Origin of the sequence: Streptomyces thermolilacinus SPC6 (genome assembly GCF_000478605.2) — a bacterium.
Lineage (GTDB): Bacteria > Actinomycetota > Actinomycetes > Streptomycetales > Streptomycetaceae > Streptomyces > Streptomyces thermolilacinus.
The window spans coordinates 845,461-863,509 of sequence record NZ_ASHX02000001.1 but is presented as its reverse complement, the minus strand read 5'-3'; the positions used below and the strand labels follow the sequence as shown (position 1 = coordinate 863,509).

Annotated in this window: 16 protein-coding genes; 11 read left to right on the top strand and 5 right to left on the bottom strand. The window is 71.3% G+C overall.

Annotated elements, in window-relative coordinates:
* Positions 1-76 precede the first annotated feature (76 nt).
* Positions 77-1,762 carry an AMP-binding protein gene (locus J116_RS03785; RefSeq protein WP_023590681.1) on the top strand — a complete coding sequence of 562 codons (1,686 nt, stop codon included), beginning with the start codon at positions 77-79 and terminating at the stop codon, positions 1,760-1,762.
* Positions 1,759-3,381 carry an AMP-binding protein gene (locus J116_RS03780; RefSeq protein WP_023590682.1) on the top strand — a complete coding sequence of 541 codons (1,623 nt, stop codon included), beginning with the start codon at positions 1,759-1,761 and terminating at the stop codon, positions 3,379-3,381. Before J116_RS03785 ends, J116_RS03780 begins: the two co-directional genes overlap by 4 nt.
* 33 nt (positions 3,382-3,414) lie before the next feature.
* Here the strand turns inward: J116_RS03780 and J116_RS03775 are convergent, their stop codons facing one another.
* Positions 3,415-3,921 (bottom strand): GNAT family N-acetyltransferase, encoded by a 507-nt coding sequence (locus tag J116_RS03775; RefSeq protein ID WP_023590683.1) that lies wholly within the window; start codon positions 3,919-3,921, stop codon positions 3,415-3,417.
* Between the two features lie 3 nt (positions 3,922-3,924).
* Entirely contained in the window at positions 3,925-4,893 is a 969-nt protein-coding gene (locus tag J116_RS03770) for a hypothetical protein (protein ID WP_023590684.1), read from the bottom strand.
* Between the two features lie 180 nt (positions 4,894-5,073).
* Here J116_RS03770 and gcl point away from each other — a divergent pair, with 180 nt between their 5' ends.
* Positions 5,074-6,858 (top strand): glyoxylate carboligase, encoded by a 1,785-nt coding sequence (gcl, locus tag J116_RS03765; RefSeq protein ID WP_023590685.1) that lies wholly within the window; start codon positions 5,074-5,076, stop codon positions 6,856-6,858.
* Between the two features lie 231 nt (positions 6,859-7,089).
* Positions 7,090-7,260 carry a hypothetical protein gene (locus J116_RS30060; protein ID WP_023590686.1) on the top strand — a complete coding sequence of 57 codons (171 nt, stop codon included), beginning with the start codon at positions 7,090-7,092 and terminating at the stop codon, positions 7,258-7,260.
* Positions 7,261-8,137: 877 nt separating this feature from the next.
* On the opposite strand, the gene J116_RS03760 is transcribed toward J116_RS30060, so the two are convergent.
* The 3 genes from J116_RS03760 to J116_RS03750 all read right to left on the bottom strand — a co-directional run bounded on the left by J116_RS03760 (position 8,138) and on the right by J116_RS03750 (position 11,776).
* Positions 8,138-9,595 carry a catalase gene (locus J116_RS03760; protein ID WP_023590687.1) on the bottom strand — a complete coding sequence of 486 codons (1,458 nt, stop codon included), beginning with the start codon at positions 9,593-9,595 and terminating at the stop codon, positions 8,138-8,140.
* A 233-nt stretch (positions 9,596-9,828) separates the two neighbouring features.
* On the bottom strand, positions 9,829-10,719 hold the full coding sequence (locus J116_RS03755) for a 2-hydroxy-3-oxopropionate reductase (RefSeq protein ID WP_023590688.1): 891 nt from the start codon (positions 10,717-10,719) through the stop codon (positions 9,829-9,831).
* A 199-nt stretch (positions 10,720-10,918) separates the two neighbouring features.
* Positions 10,919-11,776 (bottom strand): TIM barrel protein, encoded by an 858-nt coding sequence (locus J116_RS03750; RefSeq protein WP_023590689.1) that lies wholly within the window; start codon positions 11,774-11,776, stop codon positions 10,919-10,921.
* A gap of 127 nt (positions 11,777-11,903) precedes the next feature.
* Between J116_RS03750 and J116_RS03745 the strand changes: the two genes are divergently transcribed.
* From J116_RS03745 to J116_RS03715, 7 genes are all read left to right on the top strand, one after another.
* Positions 11,904-12,155: a hypothetical protein gene (locus J116_RS03745; protein WP_023590690.1), complete on the top strand. Its 252-nt coding sequence runs from the start codon at positions 11,904-11,906 to the stop codon at positions 12,153-12,155.
* Positions 12,152-12,529 carry a helix-turn-helix domain-containing protein gene (locus tag J116_RS03740; RefSeq protein WP_023590691.1) on the top strand — a complete coding sequence of 126 codons (378 nt, stop codon included), beginning with the start codon at positions 12,152-12,154 and terminating at the stop codon, positions 12,527-12,529. Before J116_RS03745 ends, J116_RS03740 begins: the two co-directional genes overlap by 4 nt.
* A gap of 212 nt (positions 12,530-12,741) precedes the next feature.
* Positions 12,742-13,257: a 2-oxo-4-hydroxy-4-carboxy-5-ureidoimidazoline decarboxylase gene (gene uraD / locus J116_RS03735; RefSeq protein WP_023590692.1), complete on the top strand. Its 516-nt coding sequence runs from the start codon at positions 12,742-12,744 to the stop codon at positions 13,255-13,257.
* A complete protein-coding gene (gene uraH / locus J116_RS03730; protein WP_023590693.1) occupies positions 13,254-13,643 on the top strand; it encodes a hydroxyisourate hydrolase in 390 nt (129 codons plus the stop codon). The genes uraD and uraH overlap by 4 nt, the downstream gene beginning before the upstream one ends.
* Positions 13,644-13,650: 7 nt before the next feature.
* Complete coding sequence (gene pucL, locus J116_RS03725) at positions 13,651-14,574, top strand: factor-independent urate hydroxylase (protein WP_023590694.1); 924 nt, start codon at positions 13,651-13,653, stop codon at positions 14,572-14,574.
* Between the two features lie 224 nt (positions 14,575-14,798).
* Complete coding sequence (locus tag J116_RS03720) at positions 14,799-16,184, top strand: 8-oxoguanine deaminase (RefSeq protein WP_023590695.1); 1,386 nt, start codon at positions 14,799-14,801, stop codon at positions 16,182-16,184.
* A gap of 496 nt (positions 16,185-16,680) precedes the next feature.
* On the top strand, positions 16,681-18,036 hold the full coding sequence (locus tag J116_RS03715) for a nucleobase:cation symporter-2 family protein (RefSeq protein WP_099048207.1): 1,356 nt from the start codon (positions 16,681-16,683) through the stop codon (positions 18,034-18,036).
* Positions 18,037-18,049: the final 13 nt, after the last annotated feature.

Here is an 18,049-nt window from a genome sequence, read left to right as displayed (position 1 = left end):
CCCGTACGGGGGTAGTGAGACCTGCGTCACTGATTACACGATGGCGCGAACAGGTCCCGCAACGAGGAGGACACAGATGTCGGGTAGCGGCGCGACCGAGGAGTTCCGGGCCGCCCGGGACTTCCTGCTTCGGCACCGGGAGGACTACGAGGCGGCGTACGCCGGGTTCACCTGGCCCCGGCCCGCCCGGTTCAACTGGGCGCTGGACTGGTTCGACGCCATCGCGGACGGCAACGACCGGACGGCGCTGCACATCGTGGAGGAGGACGGCACCGGGACGCGGCTGTCCTTCGCCGAGATGTCCGCCCGCTCCGCCCGCGTCGCCAACTGGCTGCGCGACACGCACGGCGTACGGGCCGGTGACCGGATCATCGTCATGCTCGGCAACCAGTCCGAACTGTGGGAGACCGCTCTCGCGGCGATGAAGCTGCGGGCCGTCGTCATCCCCGCCACCCCGCTGCTCGGCCCCCTCGACCTGCGGGACCGCGTCGAGCGCGGCAACGCCCGGCATGTGATCGTCCGCGCCGCCGACACGGCCAAGTTCGATGACGTACCCGGCGAGTACACCCGCATCGCCGTCGGCGGCACCCCGGCCGGGAGCGTCTGGGCGCCGTACGAGGAGGCGTACTCCGCCGACGCGGCCTTCACCCCTGACGGCCCCACCGACGCCTCCGACACCCTGATGCTCTACTTCACCTCGGGCACCACCGCGCGCCCGAAGCTCGTGGAGCACACCCACACCTCGTACCCCGTCGGGCATCTCGCGACGATGTACTGGATCGGTCTGCGCCCCGGCGACGTCCACCTCAACATCTCCTCGCCCGGCTGGGCCAAGCACGCCTGGTCCAACCTCTTCGCGCCGTGGAACGCCGAGGCGACGGTCTTCATCCACAACTACACGCGCTTCGACCCCGCCCGCCTCATGGCCGAGATGGACCGGCACGGCGTCACCAGCTTCTGCGCGCCGCCGACCGTGTGGCGGATGCTCATCCAGGCCGACCTGACCGCCCTGCGCACCCCGCCCCGCGAGGTCGTCGCGGCGGGCGAGCCGCTCAATCCTGAGGTCATCGCGGCCGTGCGGCGCGCCTGGGGCGTCACCGTCCGGGACGGGTTCGGGCAGACCGAGACGGCCGTCCAGATCTCCAACAGCCCGGGCCAGCCGCTGAAGCCGGGCTCGATGGGGCGGCCGAGCCCCGGTTTCCGCGTCGAACTGCTGGACCCGGTGACCGGGGAGCCGGGCGTCGACGAGGGCGAGATCGCGCTGGACCTGTCGGCCGCCCCGGTCGGGGTGATGACCGGCTACCACGGCGACCCCGACCGTACCGCCGAGGCGATGGCGGGCGGCTACTACCGGACCGGGGACATCGGCTCCCGCGACGCGGACGGATACCTCACGTACGTGGGCCGGGCCGACGATGTCTTCAAGAGCTCCGACTACAAGATCTCACCGTTCGAGCTGGAGAGCGCCCTCCTCGAACACGAGGCCGTCGCCGAGGCCGCCGTCGTGCCCGCGCCCGACCCGCTACGGCTGACCGTGCCGAAGGCGTACGTCGTCCTCGCCGACGGCTGGGAGCCCGGACCGGACACGGCGAAGGCGCTGTTCGCCCACTCCCGCGCGGTCCTCGCCCCGTACAAGCGGATCCGCCGCATCGAGTTCGCCGAGCTGCCCAAGACCGTCTCCGGCAAGATCCGCCGCATCGAGCTGCGCGAACGCACCGCTGAGGGACCGTCCGACGAGTACCGCGAGGAGGACCACCGGTGAGTCGCCCCCAGGAGCTCTCGTACGCGCACGGCACCGGCGGAACGCCGCTGCTCGGCGACACGGTCGGCGCCAACCTGGCACGGGCCGTGGAGCGTTTCCCCGACCGTGAGGCGCTGGTCGACGTCCCGTCCGGACGCCGCTGGACGTACGCCGAGTTCGGTGCCGCCGTGGACGAACTGGCCCGCGCGCTCATCGCGTCGGGCGTCGAGCGCGGCGACCGGGTCGGCATCTGGGCCGTCAACTGCCCCGAGTGGGTGCTCGTCCAGTACGCCACCGCCCGCGTCGGCGCCGTCATGGTGAACATCAACCCCGCCTACCGCGCCCACGAGCTGGCGTACGTCCTCAACCAGGCGGGCGTGAGCCTCCTCGTCGCCTCCCTGGCCCACAAGACGAGCGACTACCGGTCGATGGCCGAACAGGTGCGGCCCGAGTGCCCCGCCCTGCGCGAGACCGTCTACATCGGCGACCCGACCTGGGACGCGCTGACCGCCCGCGCCACCCCCGCCCAGGCGGCGGAACTCGCCGCGCGCGAGGCGCTGCTGTCCTGCGACGACCCGGTGAACATCCAGTACACCTCCGGCACCACCGGCTTCCCCAAGGGCGCCACCCTCTCCCACCACAACATCCTCAACAACGGCTTCTTCGTGGGGGAGATGATCGCCTACACCGAACAGGACCGGATCTGCCTGCCGGTGCCGTTCTACCACTGCTTCGGCATGGTCATGGGAAATCTCGCGGCCACCTCCCACGGGGCGTGCGTCGTCATCCCCGCGCCCTCCTTCGAGCCGGAAGCCACCCTCCGCGCCGTCCAGCAGGAGCGCTGCACCTCCCTCTACGGGGTGCCGACGATGTTCATCGCCGAGCTGAACCTGCCGGACTTCGCCGCGTACGACCTCTCCTCCCTGCGCACCGGGATCATGGCCGGATCGCCGTGTCCGGTCGAGGTGATGAAGCGGGTCGTCTCCGAGATGAACATGGCCGAGGTGTCCATCTGCTACGGCATGACGGAGACCTCGCCCGTCTCCACGCAGACCCGCCGCGACGACGACCTGGAGCGCCGCACCGGCACCGTCGGCCGTGTCCTGCCGCACGTCGAGGTCAAGGTCGTCGACCCGGTGAGCGGCGTGACGCTGCCGCGCGGCGAGGCCGGTGAGCTGTGCACCCGCGGGTACGGCGTGATGCTCGGCTACTGGGACGAGCCGGAGCGGACCGCCGAGGCCATCGACGCGGGCCGCTGGATGCACACAGGCGACCTGGCGGTGATGCGCGACGACGGGTACGTCCAGATCGTCGGCCGCATCAAGGACATGATCATCCGGGGCGGCGAGAACGTGTACCCGAGGGAGATCGAGGAGTTCCTGTACGGCCACCCCAAGATCGCCGACGTGCAGGTGGTCGGCGTGCCCGACGAGCGGTACGGGGAGGAGATCCTGGCCTGCGTCATCCCGCGCGACCCGGCGGACCCGCCGACGTACGAGGAGGTCGCCGCGTACTGCCGCGACCGGCTGGCGCACTACAAGATCCCGCGCCGGGTGGAGATCCTGGACGCCTTCCCGATGACGGTGAGCGGAAAGGTGCGAAAGGTGGAGCTGCGCGAGCGGTACGCGCGCCGCGGCTGAGGGATCGTCGGCGCAGTTCCGGCGCCGCGGCTGTCAGCCCAGGTCGCGGCGCATGCAGAGGCGCGGCCAGCGGTCCAGGCCGTGGGCCGCCTCGGCGCGCCGGATCGCGCGCAGCCCGTCGGTGAGCTCCGCCTCGGGCAGCGCGCGGAACCCGAGCCGTGCGTAGTACGGGGCGTTCCACGGCACGTCCGCGAACGTCGTCAGCGTCAGCGCCGGTACGCCACGGGCGGCCGCGTCCGCCGCGAGGTCCTCGATCAGGGCGCGGCCCACGCCCCGGCGGGCGGAGTCCGGGTGTACGGACACCTGCTCGACATGGGCGGCGCCGTCCACGTCGTCCCAGATCAGGTACGCGACCGGTCGCCCGTCCCGGTCCGCGACCCGGGCCCGGCCCGCCGCCCGGTACGCCTCCAGGGTCTGCAGCGGCGGCGGGTCGTCGTCGGCGACGGCGTCCATGCCGAGCGCGCGGAACGGCTCGCCCGCCGCGCGCTCGACGTCCTGGAGGAGCGGCAGGTCCTCGGGGCGGGCGGCACGTATGCGCACGGCTCACGCCCCCCGCGCCAGGAGGTCGTCGGCCGGGGTGTTGACCGGCTGCGGGGTGCCCGTGAGGTCCATGACGAACAGCGGGAGGCCGACGCCGTCCGCGCGGGCGCGGGACCTGTCCTCGTACCCGGCCAGCGAGAAGTACACGGCGGCCGACGACGAGGCCAGGCCCTCCAGCCACAGGCACTCGACGGCGCGCAGCGGCACGGGCCGGGTCGTCGGATCGACCTGGGCGACCAGCCCCGGGCCGCGCAGCTCGACGGCGGGCGACATGGACGAGCGGCGCTCCTCCGGCTGCACGACCTCCCGGAAGCCCAGCCAGCGCAGGTAGAGGGCGGCGGCGGTCACGACATCGCGGGCGGTGCGGATGGTGACCGGGTTGAAGGAGGGGCGTATCCCGCCGGGCGGCGTGGGATACGGGGCGGCGGCCCGCACCGTCGACACGCCCGTGGTGGAGGAGGTGGCGCCGGGGTCACCGGGGCCGGTGGTGCCGGCCGTGCTCTCCTGGTCGGCCGGGCCGCCGGGCGTCTCCGCGCCCGAGGCCGCACCCGCACCGGCATCCGTCGTGCCCGGGCCCACGCCCGCCGTACCGCCCGCCACGCCCGTACCGCGGGCACCACCGGCACCACTCGCGCCGCCCGAACCCCCCGCGAGCGAGCGGGGCGGGGACGCCGCGGCCGTCACCGGGCGGACCGGCAGGCGCAGCACCGTGCCGCAGGGGCAGCCGAGTTCGGGCTGAGGCCACTGGTCCTGACGGCCGCACGCCGCGCACCGCACGGTCACCCACTCGTCGGTCCACGTGCGGTGCGTGATCGGCTCGGCCGGGGCGCCGCGCATCAGCGGAGGCGCGACGGGCGCCCCGCACGCGCACGGGTAGACGGGCGGCGTGTACGCGTGCGCGCGGCGGCAGACCGGGCAGCGCACCGGCACGTTCTCTCCCACGGCGATCGCCCCCTTCGTCTCGTCGCCCATCGTCCACCACGGTCGGACGGTTGGGGAGGGCATTCGGCCATCCCTTGACGGGTTCCGGCACCCGCACCTACATTGCTTCCGTATGACAGAATCAATCTTCCGCATTGCGGAAACGAATACGGATCGACGCTCTCAGGTGGCGCGACAGAGCCGGTCCGCCAGGCCGAAGCAGGAGCACCCATGCCTCGAATGACCGCCGCCCGAGCGGCAGTTGAGATCCTCAAGCGCGAAGGCGTCACCAGCGCGTTCGGTGTGCCGGGCGCGGCGATCAACCCCTTCTACAAGGCGCTCAAGGAGGGTGGCGGCATCGACCACACCCTCGCCCGGCACGTCGAGGGCGCCTCGCACATGGCCGAGGGCTACACCCGTACGCACCCCGGCAACATCGGCGTCTGCATCGGTACGTCGGGCCCGGCGGGCACCGACATGATCACCGGCCTGTACTCGGCCATCGGTGACTCGATTCCGATCCTCTGCATCACCGGCCAGGCGCCGACGCACGTGATCCACAAGGAGGACTTCCAGGCCGTCGACATCGCGTCGATCGCCAAGCCGGTCACCAAGGCAGCCACCACCGTCCTGGAGGCCGCGCAGGTTCCCGGCGTCTTCCAGCAGGCGTTCCACCTGATGCGCTCGGGACGCCCCGGCCCGGTCCTCATCGACCTGCCCATCGACGTCCAGCTCGCCGAGATCGACTTCGACCCGGAGACGTACGAGCCGCTGCCCGTCTACAAGCCGGCCGCGACCCGCGCCCAGATCGAGAAGGCGATCTCCTTCCTGCTGGAGTCCGAGCGTCCGCTGATCGTCGCGGGCGGCGGGATCATCAGCGCCGACGCGGCGGACCTGCTGGTCGAGTTCGCGGAGCTGACCGGCACCCCGGTCATCCCGACCCTGATGGGCTGGGGCGCCATCCCGGACGACCACGAACTGAACGCGGGCATGGTCGGCGTGCAGACCTCGCACCGCTACGGCAACGCCAACTTCCTCGAGTCCGACTTCGTCCTCGGCATCGGCAACCGCTGGGCCAACCGCCACACCGGCTACAAGCTGGACGTGTACACGAAGGGCCGGAAGTTCGTCCACGTCGACATCGAGCCCACCCAGATCGGCAAGATCTTCGCGCCGGACTACGGGATCGCCTCGGACGCCAGGGCGGCGCTGGAGCTGTTCGTGGAGGTCGCCAAGGAGCTGAAGGCGGCCGGGAAGCTGCCGGACCGCACCGCCTGGGTCGCCTCGACGCAGGAGCGCAAGGCCGCGCTCCAGCGCCGGACGCACTTCGACAACGTGCCGCTGAAGCCGCAGCGCGTGTACGAGGAGATGAACCGCGCGTTCGGCCCCGAGACCCGGTACGTCACCACCATCGGCCTCTCGCAGATCGCGGGCGCGCAGATGCTGCACGTCTACAAGCCGCGCCACTGGATCAACTGCGGCCAGGCCGGGCCGCTCGGCTGGACCATCCCGGCCGCGCTCGGCGTCGCCAAGGCCGACCCGGAGGCGCAGGTCGTGGCGCTCTCCGGCGACTACGACTTCCAGTTCATGATCGAGGAGCTGGCGGTCGGCGCGCAGCACCGCATCCCGTACGTCCACGTGCTGGTGAACAACTCGTACCTCGGGCTGATCCGCCAGGCGCAGGCCGGCCTCGACATCAACTTCCAGGTCAACCTGGAGTTCGAGAACATCAACTCCCCGGAGCTCGGCGTCTACGGCGTCGATCACGTCAAGGTCGTCGAGGGCCTCGGGTGCAAGGCGATCCGCGTCACCGAGCCCGACCAGCTGCTGCCGGCCTTCGAGGAGGCCAAGAAGCTGGCCGCCGAGTACCGGGTGCCGGTCGTCGTGGAGGCCATCCTGGAGCGGGTCACCAACATCTCGATGAGCCGCACCATGGACATCAGCGACATCACCGAGTGGGAGGAGCTGGCCACCGAGCCCGCCCACGCCCCGACGGCGATCCGCCCGCTCTCCTGACCCGAGCAGGCCCCGAGCACACGCGGGAAGCCCAGACGGCCCCCGCCCCGGACACCCCGGGGCGGGGGCCGTTCGCTGTGCCGCGCCGCTCAGCAGGGACGCGCACCAGTGCCCCGTGCGGGACGCCCTCACCGGGGCGCCGCGCCACGCGGAGCCCCCAAGGTCCGCGTTCTGCCTCATGAGGGCAGGTTCGCGTGCCATGGCCGGGCGACGACGGGGTAGCCGTACGTCATGACCGATATCGTGGACGCGGACGAACTCCTCCGGCGCCTCCGTGCCGCCCGCGACTGGGCCAGGGGCGAGGAGCAACGGGCCACCGACGAGACGACGGCGACGGCCTACCGGGTCGTGCGCACGGTCCTCGAACGCCTCGTGGACCCAGCCCACGCCACCCGCCACTGACCGGCGAGCCACCACGGGGCGGGACAGGGCCTGGGTACGCCCCTGCGCATCTGGGGCGCCGTGCGACGCCCGGTCGGCCGTCAGGCGGCCGCGGCACGGCCCCATTCCACCGGCATGTCAAGTCCGGGAGGGGCGTACACGACGGCTTCCGGACGTCCGTTCCCCGGCACGGGGAACAGACGATTCCCACGCGAAGGCGGTGCCGAACGCCTTGGGCGCCTCCGGGCTGGGCGCGGGCGGCTTCTGCCGGCGTCTCCGTGACGGGTGCCGGCACCGCCGGTGGAGCGCTGGAGCGGCCCGTCGGTGCGGTTCCCCGGAGCCGCAGGCGGCGGTCCCGGCCACTGCGAGGAGAGCGATCGTGAGATGGGCGGATCCGGTGCGCATGGTCCCCCCTGGACGGTGCGATGAGAGGGGCCCAGGGTGGGCTGGCGAGCCCTGGGTCGTCCTGGGAACGAGGAAGTGAGCCCGAGCCGCCTCCCGCGCGGGCCGCGCATACGGAAGAGCGCGGAGTCGGGGACCGTAACCGACTCCGCGCTCTTGCTCTCGCGGCGGGACGCGACACGTACGACGTCCGCGTCCCGCGCCGAGGGTGGAAACCGTCCGACGGTGCGAGGCTGGCGCGACAGGACGTTCGCGCCGCCGGACGGGGCTCGTGGGAGGGAGGTTCCGGGGGACCGCGGCGGCGGGCGCGGAGCCTCCGTACGCCTTCCCTCAGGTCGAGAAGGCGTGCCGGGGTTCCTTCACCACCGCACTGGCGCGCACACCGCCGCGGTCCTCACTGTCCGTACCCGTGGCCACCCCTCATCCGGGCCACGGTCCGGACCGCGTACGGCGACGGACCTCCCGTCAGCCGCCGCACGCAGCTTCATCGCGCCGCTCAGTCCTCGCGCAGGGCGCGGACCGCTTCCTCGACGCGCTTGCCGTACTCCGGGTCGGCGGCGTGGAAGTGGGCGAGGTTCTTCTCGATGACGTCCTCGCGGGAGACCTGCGACAGGCTGCCCGCGATGTTCGCGACGAGCCGGTCCTTCTCCTCCGCCGACATCAGCCGGTACAGCTCACCGGCCTGGAAGAAGTCGTCGTCCTTGACGTGGGCGGGCGCCGCGTGGGTGCCCGTGTAGCCGGAGACGGCGAGGGCGGCGGACAGGGCCTGGTCCGTCTGGGACGGGCCCGCGTACGAGTTGGGCTCGTAGTTCTTGTCGTGGCGCGAGCCGTTGCGGGTGGCCATCAGCCCGTCGCGGCCGTAGTTGTCCGCGACGGTCGCCTTCGGCGCGTTGACCGGCAGCTGCGTGTGGTTGACGCCGAGGCGGTAGCGGTGGGCGTCCGCGTAGGCGAAGAGGCGGCCCTGGAGCATCTTGTCCGGGGACGGGCCGATGCCGGGCACGAAGTTGTTCGGGGAGAACGCGGCCTGCTCGACCTCGGCGAAGACGTTCTCCGGGTTGCGGTCGAGGACCATCCGGCCGACCCGGCGCAGCGGGTAGTCCGCGTGCGGCCACACCTTCGTCAGGTCGAACGGGTTGAAGCGGTAGTCGGCCGTCTCCGCCGCGGGCATGATCTGCACGTACAGCGTCCACGACGGGTTGACGCCGCGCTCGATCGCCTGGAGCAGGTCCGTCTGGTGCGAGGTCGGGTCCGTGCCGACGACCTCGGCGGCCTGCTCGGCGGAGAGGCAGCGGATGCCCTGGTTCGTCTTGAAGTGGTACTTGACGAAGAACGCCTCCCCGTCGGCGTTGGTCCACAGGTAGGTGTGGGAGCCGTAGCCGTTCATGTGGCGGTAGCTGGCGGGGATGCCGCGGTCGCCGAACAGCCAGGTGATCTGGTGCGTGGCCTCGGGGGAGTGGGCCCAGAAGTCCCAGACGTTGTCCGGCTCCTGCTTGCCCGTGAACGGGTCGCGCTTCTGCGAGTGGATGAAGTCGGGGAACTTGATCGGGTCCTTGATGAAGAACACCGGGGTGTTGTTGCCGACGAGGTCGTAGTTGCCCTCCTCGGTGTAGAACTTCACCGCGAAGCCGCGCGGGTCGCGGACCGCGTCGGCGCCGCCGAGCGAGTCGGCCACCGTCGAGAACCGGGTGAACAGCTCGGTCCGCTTGCCGACCTCCGAGAGGAACGCGGCCTTCGTGTACGCGGTGACGTCGTCGGTCACCTCGAAGTGGCCGTACGCGCCGGAGCCGCGCGCGTGGACCACGCGCTCCGGGATGCGCTCCCGGTTGAAGCGGGCGAGCTTCTCGATCAGGTGCTGGTCCTGGATGAGGAGCGGGCCGCCGATGCCGGCGGTGGCGGAGTTCTGGTTGTCGGCGACCGGGGCGCCGGACTCGGTCGTAAGCACGCGCTTCGACATCGTGACCTGGTGACCTTCCGTACGGGGAGCTGCTGGCGAGTGCTCTGGAGCGTAGGGACGCCCCGAAGGTGGCGTCAACAGTTTGTTGAAATCGGAGAAGGAGATTCCGGACGGCGTCGACGCCTGGGCGCGACAGGACAGGTTGTCAGCGCCGACGCCGTCCGGAAGTCGGACCCGGTCCGGGCCGGTGAAGGAGCACGGCCCCGGGCCGGGAGTTCGAGGGTGGGGGCGCGTCAGACCTGCTGGCCGGACAGGCGCTCCACGGCGCGCAGCAGCGCCGAGTGGTCCAGGCCGCCGTCGCCCTGGGCGCGCAGGGACGCGACCAGCTGGGCGACCACGGCGCCGACGGGCAGGGCGGCGCCGACGTTGCGGGCCGCGTCGGTCACGATGCCCATGTCCTTGTGGTGCAGGTCGATCCGGAAGCCCGGCGCGAAGTCGCGGCTCAGGAAGTTGTCCTTCTTGCGGGTCAGCACGGTGGACCCGGCGAGACCGCCGTTGAGGACGTCGAGGGCCGCCTTCAGGTCCACGCCGGACTTCTCCAGGAAGACCACGGCCTCGGCGCACGCCTGGATGTTGACGGCGACGATCAGCTGATTGGCGGCCTTCACCGTCTGGCCGGAGCCGTGCGGGCCGCACAGGACGATGGTCTTGCCGAGCGCCTGGAAGATCGGCAGCGCGGCGTCGAAGTCGGCCTGCTCGCCACCGACCATGATGGACAGCACGGCCTCGATGGCGCCGGCCTCGCCGCCCGACACGGGGGCGTCCAGCACGCGGATGCCCTTGGCCGCGGCGGCCTTCGCGAGGTCCACCGAGGTCTGCGGCGTGATCGACGACATGTCGATCAGCAGCGCGCCCTCCCTGGCGTTCTCCAGGATGCCGTCGGGGCCGTAGGCGATGGCCTCCACCTGCGGGGACGCGGGGACCATCGTGATGACGACGTCCGCGTCGCGGACCGCGTCGGCCAGTGAGGAGGCGGCGGTGCCGCCCGCCTTGGCGAGCCGGTCCAGCTTCTCCTGCTCCAGCGTGTAGCCGGTGACCTGGTAACCGGCCTTCAGCAGGTTCTCGGACATGGGCGAGCCCATGATGCCGAGCCCGATCCACGCGATCTTCGGGAGGGTGCTCATGGTGGGTCCTCTTTCAAAGCTCGTGCTGCGAAAGCTCGTTGTGTGACGTCGGCGGTCGTGTGCGACGTCGGCGCTGGTGCGTGACGGTGCCTGTCGTGCGTGACGGTGCCTGTCGTGGCGTGACACCGGCGGTCGTGCGTGACGTTCTCGCCGGGGTGCCTCGTGCTCGCCGTCCGCGCCGGGAGGCCGGTGCGGCGCGTCAGTCGGCGGCGCGCAGTTCCCGGGGCAGCCAGTCGAAGGCGTCCGCGCTGGGGCGGTCGCCGGGCTTGTACTCCAGGCCGACCCAGCCGTCGTAGCCGCGCTCGTTCAGGCGCAGCAGCAGTGCCGACAGGTCGAGGTCGCCGGTGCCGGGCGCGCCGCGGCCCGGGTTGTCGGCGATCTGGACGTGGCCGCTCTTCGCGGCGTACGCGTCGATCACCGCCTCCAGGTCCTCGCCGTTCATCGACAGGTGGTACAGGTCCAGCAGGAACGCGGCGTTGCCGAGCCCCGTGGCCTCGTTGACCTTGTCGACGACCTCCACGGCGGCCGGGGCGCTCACCAGCGGGTAGCGAGGTGACTCGGGCCGGTTGAGGGCCTCGACCAGCAGGGTGGCGCCGATCCGGTCGGCGGCGCGGGCGGCCAGGACGAGGTTCTCCAGGGCCAGTTCGTCCTGGGCGGCCGGGTCCACGCCCTCGACGCGGTTGCCGTAGAGCGCGTTCAGCGCCGTACAGCCGACGGACGCGGCGAAGTCGGCGGCCACGTCGATGTTGGCGCGGAAGCGGTCCGACTCCTCACCGGGTACGGACAGGGCGCCGCGGTCCGGCCCGGGCAGCTGCCCGGCGTAGAAGTTCAGCCCCACCAGCCGCGTCCCGGCTTCCCCGAGCGCCTCCCTCAGCGCGTCGAGCTCGCTCTGCGGCGGCGTGGGCGTCTCGATCCAGGGCCACCACAGCTCCACCGCGGTGAAACCGGCCGCGGCGGCGGCCGCGGGGCGCTGGAGCAGCGGGAGCTCGGTGAAGAGGATCGACAGGTTCACATCGAAGCGCTGGGCCTTGCCTGCGTCTTCTGAAAAGCGGGCCATGAGGCGGCGCTCCTTCCGTATTGCGGAAGTTCATTTCTGCGTGATGGAAGAGTGCAAGTGATGGGTGTCCGTTGTCAAGAGCCACCCGCCAGGTGGACGCCCGCCGGAGCGGCGTTACGGTGAGGCCATGGAGCGATTGAGGGTCGAATTCACGACCGAACCGTTCGACCTGGACGAGGCGCCGGCCCACGCGGTCGTCGCGCGCGAGGTCATCCAGGGCGCCGAGCTGGACGCCGTGGACGTGGGGCCGTTCGGCAACACGGCGGAGGGCCGCGCCGACGCCGTGCTCGCCGCCGTCGACGCCCTGCTGCGCCGCGCGCTGGAGGCCGGGGCGACCCGGGTCTCCCTCCAGCTGAACGTCATCGGGGACGAGCGGTGACCGCGCCGGGCGACCACCCGCTGGTGACCGCGGTGAAACCCCTCGTGGACGCGATGGGCGGGCGGATGCTGCCGCCCGGCGAGGCGGGCCCCGACGACGTGGTGCTCGCCTGGGAGGGCGAGGACGTGCTCGCCGTACGGCTGCCGCAGCTCGCCGACTCCCTGGAACAGATCCTCGCCGCGCTGGAAAGGCGGCACGGAATGCCGCTGGCCCAACTCGACCGCAAGAGCAAGCAGGAAATCGTCCGGAGCCTGGAGGCACGCGGTGCCTTCTCCGTACGGCACGGGGTGGAGACCGTCGCCGGCGCCCTCGGCGTCAGCCGGTTCACCGTGTACAACTACCTGAACAGGGAGAACGCGGCCAAGGGCAGGTAGCCCCGCCCGCCGTGGAGCCCCGTACGGGCCCGCGCGGGAGCCCCGTACGGGCCCTGTGGAACCCCCGAGGAACGCGAGCCGTCGCCCGGATGTCCGGGCGGCGGCTTTCCTGTCACCGACTTTTCAACAAAGTGTTGACGAGGTGTCGCCGCAGGGCGTTAGCTATCCGCAGCCCGTCCGACGACAGCGAAAAACAGCCACGGAGGCTCCCCGTGACTTCGAGTACCTCGACACCGGGCCTCACCCGGTTCAACACCTCGGCGGACAGCGACGCGCTCGCCGCCCTGCACGAGGTGTGCGCCAGCCCGGCATGGGGGAGCAAGCTGCTCGCCCAGCGCCCGTACGCCACCGCCGAAGACCTCTTCCTCGCCAGCGACGCCGCCACCGCGGAACTCACCGCCGAGGACTTGGCCGACGCCATGGCAGGGCACCCGCCGATCGGCCGCCCGAAGCCCGGGGACCCCACGTCCGCCCGCGAACAGCGCGGCATGGCGGGGGCCTCCGAGGAGCTCAAGGCGGAAATGCTCGAACTGAACCTGGCCTACCAGGAGAAGTTCGGACACGTCTTCCTCATCTGCGCCACCGGCCGTACCGGCGAGCAGATGCGCGACGCGCTCCGCGAGCGGATCGCCAACACGCCCGAGCGTGAGCGCGAGATCGTCCGCGCCGAACTGGGCAAGATCAACCGCATCCGGCTGACCCGTCTAGTGGAGGAAGACCCCGCATGAGTACCGACACGACCGCATCGGTGTCCACGCACATCCTGGACACCAGCGCCGGCCGCCCCGCCGAGGGCGTCGCCGTCTCCCTCGCGGCCCGCGCCGGCCGCGCCGCGGAGTGGGTGGCGCTCGGCGGCTCCGCGACCGACGCGGACGGGCGGTGCAAGGACCTCCCGGCGCTGCCGGAAGGGACGACCCACGTGCGCCTCGACTTCGAGACCGAGGCGTACTTCGCCAGCAAGCAAGCCGAGGCACAGCAGGACGCCCCCGCGACACGGGACAGCGGCGTGTTCTTCCCCGAGGTGGCGATCACCTTCGCCGTCGTACCGGGCGAGCATTACCACGTTCCGCTGCTGCTCAACCCGTTCGGCTACTCCGTTTACCGAGGGAGCTAGCAGCCACATGCCCACGATTCTCGGCCAGAACCAGTACGGGAAAGCAGAGAACCGCGTCGTAAAGATCACGCGGGACGGCGCGACCCACCACATCAAGGACCTGAACGTCTCCGTCGCCCTCTCCGGCGACATGGAGGACGTCCACTACTCCGGCTCCAACGCCAACGTGCTCCCGACCGACACCACCAAGAACACGGTGTACGCGTTCGCCAAGGAGCACGGCATCGAGTCCGCCGAGCAGTTCGGCATCCACCTCGCGCGCCACTTCGTCACCAGTCAGGAGCCCATCCACCGGGCCCGCATCCGGATCGAGGAGTACGCCTGGGAGCGCATCGCCACGTCCGACGCCAACTCCAAGTTCATCGGCGCCGACGAGGTCAAGCACTCCTTCGTCCGCAAGGGCCAGGAGACCCGCCTCACCGAGATCACCTACGACGGCGAGAGCTGGCAGGTCATCTCCGGCCTCAAGGACCTCGTCGTCATGAACTCCACCAACTCGGAGTTCTGGGGCTACGTCAAGGACAAGTACACCACCCTCCAGGAGGCGTACGACCGCATCCTCGCCACCCAGGTGTCCGCCCGCTGGCGGTTCAACTGGACCGACGACGAGCAGCGCATGCCCCACTGGGAGAAGTCCTACGAGCAGGTGCGCAAGCACATGCTCCAGGCCTTCGCCGAGACGTACTCGCTCTCGCTCCAGCAGACGCTGTACCAGATGGGCGCGCGGATCATCAACAACCGCTCGGAGATAGACGAGGTCCGCTTCAGCCTTCCCAACAAGCACCACTTCCTGGTGGACCTGGAGCCGTTCGGCCTCAAGAACGACAACGAGGTCTACTTCGCGGCGGACCGCCCGTACGGCCTCATCGAGGCCACCGTCCTGCGGGACGGCGTGGAGCCCCGCATCCCGGTCGACCTGACCAACCTCTGACGCCGGCGGGTCACGTCCCGCGGCCCCGGCCCTGACGTGACCCGGTGTCCGGCACCTGACCCGGACCGGCCGTCCGCCCCGCCTCGGCGGGTCGGGGCGGACAGCCGGTACCGGCCCCACCGACTTCACCCTCTCGGCACCCTCGGCAGTCATGCCGCGGCACTCAAATCCTCCTAGGGTCCTGCCGTGCCCACCCTCGCCACCCGAAACCAGAAGGACGCACCATGGCACCTTCGGCAGCCCAGCGCACCGTGATCGAGAACTGCGCGATCGCGACGATCGACGCCCAGGACACCGAGTACGCCTCGGGCCACGTCGTCATCGCGGACAACCGGATCGAGTCGGTCGGCGCGGGCCGGGCCCCCGAGGGCCTGACGGACGTGGTCCGCCGCATCGACGGCACCGGCCACCTGGTCACGCCGGGCCTGGTCAACACCCACCACCACTTCTACCAGTGGATCACCCGGGGCCTGGCCACCGACCACAACCTCTTCGACTGGCTCGTCGCCCTCTACCCCACCTGGGCGCGCATCGACGAGCAGATGGTGCACGCGGCAGCCCAGGGCTCCCTGGCGATGATGGCCCGCGGCGGCGTCACCACCGCCATGGACCACCACTACGTCTTCCCGCACGGCTCGGGAGACCTGTCCGGCGCGATCATCAAGGCCGCCGCCGACATGGGGGTCCGCTTCACCCTCGCCCGCGGCTCCATGGACCGCAGCGTCAAGGACGGCGGCCTGCCCCCGGACTTCGCGGTCGAGACCCTCGACGGCGCCCTCGCCGCCACCGAGGAGACCGTCAAGAAGCACCACGACGCCTCCTTCGACGCGATGACCCAGGTCGCCGTCGCCCCCTGCTCGCCCTTCTCCGTCTCCACCGAACTGCTCAGGCAGGGCGCCGAACTCGCCCGCCGGCTCGGGGTGCGCATGCACACCCACGGCTCGGAGACCGTCGAGGAGGAGAAGTTCTGCCACGAGCTGTTCGGCATGGGCCCCACCGACTACTTCGAATCGACCGGCTGGCTCGGCCACGACGTGTGGATGGCGCACTGCGTCCACATGAACGACTCCGACATCGAGGCGTTCGCCCGTACGAGGACGGGCGTGGCCCACTGCCCCTCGTCCAACGCCCGCCTCGCCGCCGGCATCGCCCGCGTCCCCGACATGCTGGCCGCCGGAGTCCCCGTCGGCCTCGGCGTGGACGGCACCGCGTCCAACGAGTCCGGCGAGCTCCACACCGAACTGCGCAACGCCCTCCTCATCAACCGGCTCGGCGCCCACCGCGAGGCCGCCCTGAACGCCCGCCAGGCGCTGCGCCTCGGCACGTACGGCGGCGCTCAGGTCCTCGGCCGCGCCGACCAGATCGGCTCGCTGGAACCCGGCAAGCTCGCCGACCTCGTGCTGTGGAAGCTGGACACCCTCGCCCACGCCTCCATCGCCGACCCCGTCACCGCACTGGTCTTCGGCGCGGCGGCCCCGGTCACCGCGTCGTTCGTCAACGGCCGGCGGATCGTCGAGGACAACCGGCTGCTGACCGCCGACGAGGACGCCATCGCGCGCTCCACCAGGGACGAGGCCCAGCGCCTCGCCCGTATCACCGCCCAGGGCTGAGCCCGGGCGCGATCCACGAAGTCCGGTCGAGGGGGACGGCCCTCGACCGGTACCGCGGACCCCAGCGGGGCCCGCGCAGCCGGACCGGGGGGTGCCGTACCGCGAGGTGCGCACCCCCCGGAACGGCACTGGTCGCCCGCACGCGCATGTACCGCCCCTCGCCCCCTCCGTACCCCCCGCCCCCTCCGACCTCCCGGATCACCAGCAGCACCTCCCTGAAACCCGTGTCACACCGCCGACGCGTTAACCGACCGGAGGAACCGCCGTGGCCGCCACGCCCAGGTCCCACAACGATGCAGGCAACCAGAACCCCGCCCCCGAGACCCCCACCGCCCCACCGGGGGGGAAGCACCCCACCGACAAGGACCCCGCGGAGAACCCCACCGCGGACAACACCCCCGCGGACAACACCGCGGAGAACCCCACCGCGGACGGCCCGCCCGGGAAGCGCCCCACGGGGAAGCACCCGGTCGACGAGACGCTCCCGCCCGTACGGATGCTCACCAGCGGCCTCCAGCACGTGGCCGCCATGTACGCGGGCGTGGTCGCCCCGCCGCTGATCGTCGGCGCGGCCGTCGGCCTCTCCGCCACCGAGCTGACGTTCCTCACCGGCGCGAGCCTCTTCACCGCCGGTCTCGCCACCTTCCTCCAGACCCTCGGCGTCTGGAAGATCGGCGCGCGGCTCCCGTTCGTCAACGGCGTCACCTTCGCCGGTGTGGCCCCCATGCTCGCCATCGTGGACACGACGGAGAACAAGGCCGACGCCCTGCCCGTCATCTTCGGCGCGATTATCGTGGCCGGCGCCCTCGGTTTCCTGGCGGCGCCCTGGTTCAGCAAGCTCGTCCGCTTCTTCCCGCCCGTCGTCACCGGCACGGTCATCACCCTGATCGGCGTCTCGCTGCTGCCCGTCGCCTTCGGCTGGGCGCAGGGCCCGAACCCCGCCGCCGACGACTACGGCTCCACCACCTATCTGACCCTCGCCGCCGTGACCCTGGTCGTGGTGCTGCTGCTGCGCCGCTTCACCCGCGGGTTCGTGAAGCAGATCGCGGTCCTCATCGGCCTCGTGCTCGGCACGCTCATCGCCATACCGTTCGGCGTCACCGACTTCAGCCCGGTCGCCGAGGCCGATCTGATCGGCTTCCCCACGCCGTTCCACTTCGGCGCCCCGCAGTTCGCCCTCGCCGCGATCATCTCCATGTGCGTGGTGATGCTCGTGTCGATGACCGAGTCCACCGCCGACATGCTGGCGCTGGGCGAGATCGTGGACAAGCCCGCCGACGAGCGGACCATCGCGGGCGGCCTGCGCGCCGACACGCTCGGCTCGGCGATCAGCCCCCTGTTCAACGGCTTCATGTGCAGCGCCTTCGCCCAGAACATCGGCCTCGTCGCGATGACCCGCATCCGCAGCCGCTTCGTCGTCGCCACGGGCGGCGGCTTCCTGGTCCTGATGGGCCTGTGCCCCATGGCGGCTTCGCTCATCGCGGTCGTACCGCGCCCGGTCCTCGGCGGCGCCGGTGTCGTCCTGTTCGGGTCGGTCGCCGCGAGCGGCATCCAGACCCTGGTCCGGGCGGGCCTGGAGAAGGACAACAACGTCCTCATCGTCGCCGTGTCCCTCGCCGTCGGGATCATCCCGATCACCGCGCCGGAGTTCTACCACGCCTTCCCGGAGACCGCGAAGATCATCCTGGACTCGGGCATCTCCACCGGCTGTGTCGCCGCCGTCCTCCTCAACCTGGTCTTCAACCACATGGGAGCGGCCGCCCGCCGCGAGTCCGACGACGTCACGGCGCCCATGGAGCCGGGCGACGAGATCAGCGAGACCCGCGCGTCGAAGCCCGCCCCCGTCCACTGACAACACCCACCCA

Coding starts and splice junctions, on each gene's coding strand:
- J116_RS03785 (WP_023590681.1), top strand. CDS start 77: ATGTCGGGTAGCGGCGCGACCGAGGAGTTCCGGGCCGCCCGGGACTTC.
- J116_RS03770 (WP_023590684.1), bottom strand. CDS start 4,893: ATGGGCGACGAGACGAAGGGGGCGATCGCCGTGGGAGAGAACGTGCCG.
- gcl (WP_023590685.1), top strand. CDS start 5,074: ATGCCTCGAATGACCGCCGCCCGAGCGGCAGTTGAGATCCTCAAGCGC.
- J116_RS30060 (WP_023590686.1), top strand. CDS start 7,090: ATGACCGATATCGTGGACGCGGACGAACTCCTCCGGCGCCTCCGTGCC.
- J116_RS03760 (WP_023590687.1), bottom strand. CDS start 9,595: ATGTCGAAGCGCGTGCTTACGACCGAGTCCGGCGCCCCGGTCGCCGAC.
- J116_RS03755 (WP_023590688.1), bottom strand. CDS start 10,719: ATGAGCACCCTCCCGAAGATCGCGTGGATCGGGCTCGGCATCATGGGC.
- J116_RS03750 (WP_023590689.1), bottom strand. CDS start 11,776: ATGGCCCGCTTTTCAGAAGACGCAGGCAAGGCCCAGCGCTTCGATGTG.
- J116_RS03745 (WP_023590690.1), top strand. CDS start 11,904: ATGGAGCGATTGAGGGTCGAATTCACGACCGAACCGTTCGACCTGGAC.
- uraH (WP_023590693.1), top strand. CDS start 13,254: ATGAGTACCGACACGACCGCATCGGTGTCCACGCACATCCTGGACACC.
- pucL (WP_023590694.1), top strand. CDS start 13,651: ATGCCCACGATTCTCGGCCAGAACCAGTACGGGAAAGCAGAGAACCGC.
- J116_RS03720 (WP_023590695.1), top strand. CDS start 14,799: ATGGCACCTTCGGCAGCCCAGCGCACCGTGATCGAGAACTGCGCGATC.
- J116_RS03715 (WP_099048207.1), top strand. CDS start 16,681: ATGCTCACCAGCGGCCTCCAGCACGTGGCCGCCATGTACGCGGGCGTG.